At 44.1% G+C, this 6,369-nt stretch carries 5 protein-coding genes; all 5 read left to right on the forward strand.

Annotated features, from left to right (window positions below; translation table 11 throughout):
• Positions 1-122: 122 nt before the first annotated feature.
• Positions 123-1,331, forward strand: coding sequence for a 1-deoxy-D-xylulose-5-phosphate reductoisomerase (gene ispC, locus AB4653_RS12215; protein WP_009847413.1), 1,209 nt, complete (start codon positions 123-125; stop codon positions 1,329-1,331).
• Positions 1,328-2,686, forward strand: coding sequence for a sigma E protease regulator RseP (gene rseP, locus AB4653_RS12220; protein ID WP_102257777.1), 1,359 nt, complete (start codon positions 1,328-1,330; stop codon positions 2,684-2,686). Before ispC ends, rseP begins: the two co-directional genes overlap by 4 nt.
• Before the next feature lie 48 nt (positions 2,687-2,734).
• Complete coding sequence (gene bamA / locus AB4653_RS12225; protein ID WP_009847411.1) at positions 2,735-5,140, forward strand: outer membrane protein assembly factor BamA; 2,406 nt, start codon at positions 2,735-2,737, stop codon at positions 5,138-5,140.
• A gap of 27 nt (positions 5,141-5,167) precedes the next feature.
• A complete protein-coding gene (locus AB4653_RS12230) occupies positions 5,168-5,668 on the forward strand; it encodes an OmpH family outer membrane protein (RefSeq protein WP_009847410.1) in 501 nt (166 codons plus the stop codon).
• Positions 5,669-5,673: 5 nt separating this feature from the next.
• Positions 5,674-6,369 (forward strand): UDP-3-O-(3-hydroxymyristoyl)glucosamine N-acyltransferase (lpxD, locus tag AB4653_RS12235; protein ID WP_372104267.1); only part of this gene is annotated, 696 nt, incomplete at its 3' end.

Raw genomic sequence — 6,369 nt, forward strand, 5'->3', positions numbered from 1 at the left:
GTATACTTGATAGAATAGATAGCTTAACGGCTGCGTTCCCTGTCTTTGCTCTGCTTTATTTAGCATTCTAATAAAAAAGGGCAGTGATTCTGCCCTTTATTACATTTCTACGGTCATATGTGATGCGAAATCTAACTATCCTTGGCGCTACCGGCTCAATTGGTGCAAGTACACTAAAAGTCGTTGAACAAAACCCAGAACTCTATTCGGTTGTAGCAATGGCTGCAGGCTCGAATGTTGAAAAGATGCTGGCGTTAGTTGAAAAGTGGCAACCAAGCTATGTTGCTATGGCTTGCCCTGATGCAGCATCTAAGCTGACTGAAGTGTTGTCTACAAATCACCCAAACATCAAAGTTCTTTCTGGTTCTGAAGGCATGTGTCAGGTCGCTTCTCTAGATGAAGTGGACACGGTAATGGCTGCTATTGTGGGTGCGGCAGGTTTGCTTCCTACGATGTCTGCGGTTAAGGCTGGTAAGCGCATCTTGCTGGCTAACAAAGAAGCGTTGGTGATGTCTGGCCAGTTGTTTATCGACGCCGTAGAGAAGTACGGCGCTGAACTGCTTCCTGTCGACAGCGAGCATAATGCTATCTTTCAGTGTTTACCTCAGAATGTGCAAACCAAACTAGGCCGTTGTGACCTTGAAGAAAATGGTATCAACCATATTCTTTTGACTGGTTCGGGTGGCCCTTTTCGCTATACGGATGTTGCAGAGTTAGATTCGGTCACACCTGAGAGAGCGATTGCACACCCTAACTGGTCAATGGGCCCTAAGATCTCTGTTGATTCAGCTACGATGATGAATAAAGGCTTAGAGTACATTGAGGCGAAATGGCTATTTAATGCCTCTCAAGAGCAACTCAAAGTTATTATTCACCCTCAGTCTGTGATTCATTCTATGGTTCAGTACAAAGATGGCTCAGTATTGGCTCAAATGGGTGAACCTGATATGGCGACGCCAATTGCTTTGACCATGTCTTATCCTGATCGTACTGAAGCGGGTGTTAAGCCTCTGGATTTCACCAAAGTGGGCGAGCTTACCTTCTTAGAGCCCGATTTAACTCGTTACCCATGTTTGAGATTAGCCATTGAGGCGTGCTATTTGGGGCAGCATGCAACAACAGCAATTAATGCGGCAAACGAAATTGCAGTCGATGCTTTCTTGAACAATCAAGTGAAGTTTACCGATATTGCTATCATTAACGAGCATGTTATGAACAAAGTATGTGAACAACATAACTCTGAAGGCTTAGATAGCTTGGAAAGCCTTCTCGAGCTCGATAATATGTCTCGTCAAATAGCCATTCAATTTATAAAAGAGCAGCTAGCATGAGTGGAATTCTGTGGAACTTCGCATCCTTTATTGTAGCGCTTGGTATTCTGGTCGCTGTTCATGAATTTGGACACTTCTGGGTTGCTCGTCGCTGCGGTGTGAAAGTAGAAAAATTCTCGATTGGTTTTGGTAAATCGATCTGGAGTAAAGTTGGCCGCGATGGAACGGAATATAGCTTGTCAGTCATTCCATTGGGTGGCTACGTTAAGATGCTTGATGGTCGTGTTGATGACCTTTCTGAAGACGAACAGCAATACGCTTTTGATAAGAAACCGTTGTGGAAACGAACAGCGATTGTGGGTGCAGGTCCAGCATTCAACTTTATCTTTGCCGTGTTCGCATATTGGCTGGTATTTTTGATTGGCGTGCCTGCGGTTAAACCGGTGATCGGTGAGGTCACCCCGCAATCTATTGTTGCACGAGCCGGAATTGAAACTGGAATGGAACTTAAATCTATTTCAGGAATCAAAACCGCAGATTGGGAATCAGTAAACTTGGGTTTGATATCACATATTGGTGATGAGTCCATGACTGTAACGGTTTCTTCTCAAGACGACATCGGCTTTGAACAACAGATAACATTGGATATTTCTGACTGGTCGTTCAACCCAGAAACTGAGTCAGCAATGACAACGCTTGGTTTTAGACCCTATTCTCCAGAGATATCGACAGTGCTCGCTCAAGTTATTGATGACGGTGCTGCCTATTCTGCAGGGCTAGAATCTGGCGATAAAATTGTCGAAATTAATGGTCAGCCTATTGAACAGTGGAAGTCGGTTGTTGAATTAATCCGTTCACACCCAATGATGCCCTTGGACCTTGTCGTATTACGAAATGGTATTGAGCGGTCATTGGTTATGACGCCCAATAGTCGCGAATTTTCTGATGGTTCTACAATCGGCTATGCGGGTATTGCTCCCGAAGTCGCAGAATGGCCAGAAGATTATCGCTTTGAGTTACAATTTGGTGTAATTGAGTCTGTAGGAAAAGCATTTAATAAAACAGGTCAAATCATAGGTTTGACACTGACAATGCTTAAGAAGCTTATCGTTGGTGATGTTGGCTTAAATAACTTGAGTGGCCCAATTTCAATTGCTAAAGGCGCAGGGGCAACCGCCGATTACGGTTTAGTTTACTTCTTAGGTTTTTTAGCTCTGATTAGTGTTAACTTGGGTATTATTAATTTAGTTCCGCTGCCTATGCTTGATGGCGGACATTTGCTCTTTTTCGCTATTGAGGCCGTTACTCGTAAACCTGTACCTGAAAAAGTTCAAGAAATGGGATATAGAGTGGGAGGCGCAATCCTCTTCTCTTTGATGGCTCTGGCAATATTTAATGATTTTACTCGTCTGTGAATGGTTTCTCACAGGCATTGGTAGTAGCAAGGAATAATTAGAATAAGTATGGCGATTAAGCAAATTCTGTTCGCAAGTCTATTGGCCACTAGTGTGGCTGCGAACGGAGCACAAAACTTTGTAGTTCAAGATATCAAGATCGAAGGTTTACAGCGTGTTGCACTTGGTGCAGCTCTACTGAAAATGCCAGTACGTATTGGCGATGAAGTGGATGACGGCGATGTGTCTGAGATCATTCGTGCACTGTATGCTTCAGGCAACTTTGAGGACGTTAAAGTTCTTCGCGATGATGATGTTTTAGTTGTTCAAGTCAAAGAACGACCGACCATCGCAAGTATCTCATTCTCAGGTAACAAGGCGATCAAAGAAGAACAACTTCAGCAGAACCTAGATGCATCTGGTGTTCGTGAAGGTGAAGCCCTTGACCGTACTACACTGAGTAACATTGAGAAGGGCCTTGAAGATTTCTACTACAGTGTTGGTAAATACAACGCGACAGTAAAAGCTGTAGTGACGCCTCTGCCTCGTAACCGTTCTGACCTTAAGTTTGTATTTACTGAGGGCGTGTCCGCTAAGATTCAGCAAATTAACTTTATCGGTAACGAAGTTTTCTCTGACGCTGATCTACTTAGTCGTTTCAACTTGAACGTTGATGTTGCATGGTGGAATTTCCTTGCGGATGAAAAATACCAGAAGCAAGTACTGGCTGGTGATATCGAAGCGTTGAAATCTTACTACCTTGACCGTGGTTACCTTAAATTTAAGGTGGATTCGACTCAGGTTGCGATCTCTCCTGATAAGAAAGGTGTTTACATCACGCTAGGCCTAGATGAAGGCGAAGCTTATACCGTTAAAGATGTCTCTTTCCGTGGTGAGCTTATCGGCCGCGAGGCTGACTTCGAAGCGTTAGTGCCATTCGAAGATGGCGATACATATAACGGTTCTTCTGTAACGTCTTTAGAAGAGGGCGTGAAACGAATTCTAGGCGAATCTGGCTATGCGTACCCACAAGTTCGTACGATTCCTGAATTTGACGATGAGACCAAAGAAGTGTCGTTGGTTATCAATGTAGAAGCGGGCAGCCGTATCTACGTTCGTGATATTCGATTCACGGGTAACAACTCAACGAAAGATGAAGTACTGCGTCGTGAAATGCGTCAAATGGAAGGCAGCTGGCTGAACTCCAAGTCGATTGATACAGGTAAGAACCGTCTTAACCGTTTAGGCTTTTTTGAAACGGTCGATGTGCAAACGGTACGTGTTCCTGGCAGTGAAGACCAAGTGGATCTGGTTTACAACGTTAAGGAAGCGAACTCGGGTAGCGTCAACTTCGGTGTTGGCTACGGTACTGAATCGGGTGTCAGCTTCCAGGTTGGTTTACAGCAAGATAACTTTGCAGGTTCTGGTAACCGTGTTGGCGTAAGCGCCATGATGAACGATTACCAAAAGAATGTGAGCTTAGACTACCGCGACCCATACTGGAACCTTGATGGCGTGAGTATGGGAGGGAAAATCTTCTACAACGAATTTGAAGCCTCTGAAGCGGGTATTGTCGATTATACCAACCAAAGTTATGGTACGAGCTTAACATGGGGTTTCCCTATGGATGAGCTGAACCGTCTCGAGTTTGGTTTTGGTTATACGCACAACAAAATCGGTAACGTTCCTACCTATATTCAAGTTGAACAGTTTGCGAGAAGTATTGACCAATACGGTGATGAGCATATCTTAACCGATGACTTCGATATCAATATCTCTTGGACGCGCAACAACCTTAACCGTGGCTTCTTCCCTACTGAAGGTAACCACCAACGTGCTTTCGCGAAAATAACCGTACCAGGCTCGGATGCGAAATACTTCAAAGCGCAATACGATGTAAAACATTACATTCCGTTGACTAAAAAGCATGAGTTCACACTATTGATGCGTGGTCGATTAGGCTATGGTAACGGTTATGGTCAAACGGATGGTAATGATAACTTGTTCCCATTCTACGAAAACTACTACGCGGGTGGTTTTACAACACTACGTGGTTTTGGTTCGAACTCAGCTGGTCCAAAAGCTGTTTACGGAAATAGCACGGGCAACAACCCGACGTACAATTCTGCAACCGATGATTCGGTTGGTGGTAATGCGGTTGCTTTGGCTAGCGTAGAGTTAATCGTACCAACACCGTTTGCTTCTGATGAAGCGCGCAGTCAGATTCGAACTAGCGTGTTCTTCGATATGGCAAGTGTATGGGATACCGAATTCGTAGACCGTGGCGTACCTAATAGCGGTCAACAGTACTACTACGATTACTCTGACCCAACAAATTACCGTTCATCTTATGGTGCCGCTCTTCAGTGGATGTCACCGATGGGACCATTGGTTTTCTCTCTAGCGAAACCAATTAAAATCTACGAAGGCGATGACGAAGAATTCTTCACATTCACCATTGGTAGAACTTTCTAATCTTTAAAGGACAATATTTTGAAAAATATGATTAAAGCAGCAGGTTTAGGCCTTGTAGTTCTTAGCTCTTCTTTCTTTGCAACAGCGGCTGAAGCTGCGCAAAAAGTGGGCTATGTAAATACTGCACAAGTATTCCAGGCTCTACCTCAGCGTGAAGTTGTTCTTCAAAAAATGCAGGAAGAGTTCAAAGATAAAGCTGCTGAGCTTCAAAGTATCCAAGCTGAAGCTAAGACTAAGATTGAAAAGCTTAAGCGTGATGGTGAGCTATTAGGGCCTGATGAAGTAGAGAAACTTCGTATTGAAGTCGGCCAACTAGACAGCAAATACAAAATCAAAGCTCAAGCATTAGAAAAAGCAAGCCAACGTCGTGAAGCACAAGAGAAGCAGAAGCTATTCAAAGTAATTCAAGATGCTGTAACTAAAGTTGCAGAGAAAGAAGGCTACGACATGATCGTTGATATTCAAGCTCTGCAGTACGGTAAGCCAGAATACAACATCTCTGAAAAAGTAATTAAATCACTGAAATAAGTTTTATGAAGAATCTGACCTTAGCCGAATTGGCAACGATTACCGGTGGAGAGCTACACGGAGACGGTGCAGTTACCGTTTCAGCAGTCGCTCCTATGGATAAAGCGCAAGAAGGAAATATTACGTTCCTTTCGAACGTGAAGTACAGCAAGCACCTTGGCGACTGTAAAGCATCCGCTATTATGGTTAAAGAGAGCGAGCGTGAACTGTGTAAGACCAACGTTATTGTGGTCAGCGACCCTTATGTTGCTTTTGCTAAGGTTGCTCAAGCGCTTGATACCACGCCAGCGCCAGCTGCTGGTATTGCTGATTCTGCTTCAATTTTAGGCGACGCGACCATTGGACAAAATGTGTCTATTGGTGCCAATGCTGTGATTGAAACTGGCGTAGTGCTTGGTGATGACGTCGTTATCGGTGCTGGTTGCTTTATTGGTCAAAATGCAAAAATTGGCGCAGGTACTAAGCTTTGGGCTAACGTAAGTGTTTACCATGAAGTGGTGATTGGCGAAGCATGTTTGATTCAATCTAGTACAGTGATTGGATCCGATGGTTTTGGTTATGCGAATGAGAAAGGCGAGTGGGTTAAGATCCCGCAAGTCGGTTCAGTTCGTGTTGGTAACCGCGTAGAAATCGGCGCGTGTACTACCGTTGACCGTGGCGCATTAGATGACACTATTATTGAAGATAACGTTATCTTAGAT

The organism is Vibrio sp. 10N.222.48.A3, assembly GCF_041475345.1.
GTDB lineage: Bacteria > Pseudomonadota > Gammaproteobacteria > Enterobacterales > Vibrionaceae > Vibrio > Vibrio tasmaniensis_A.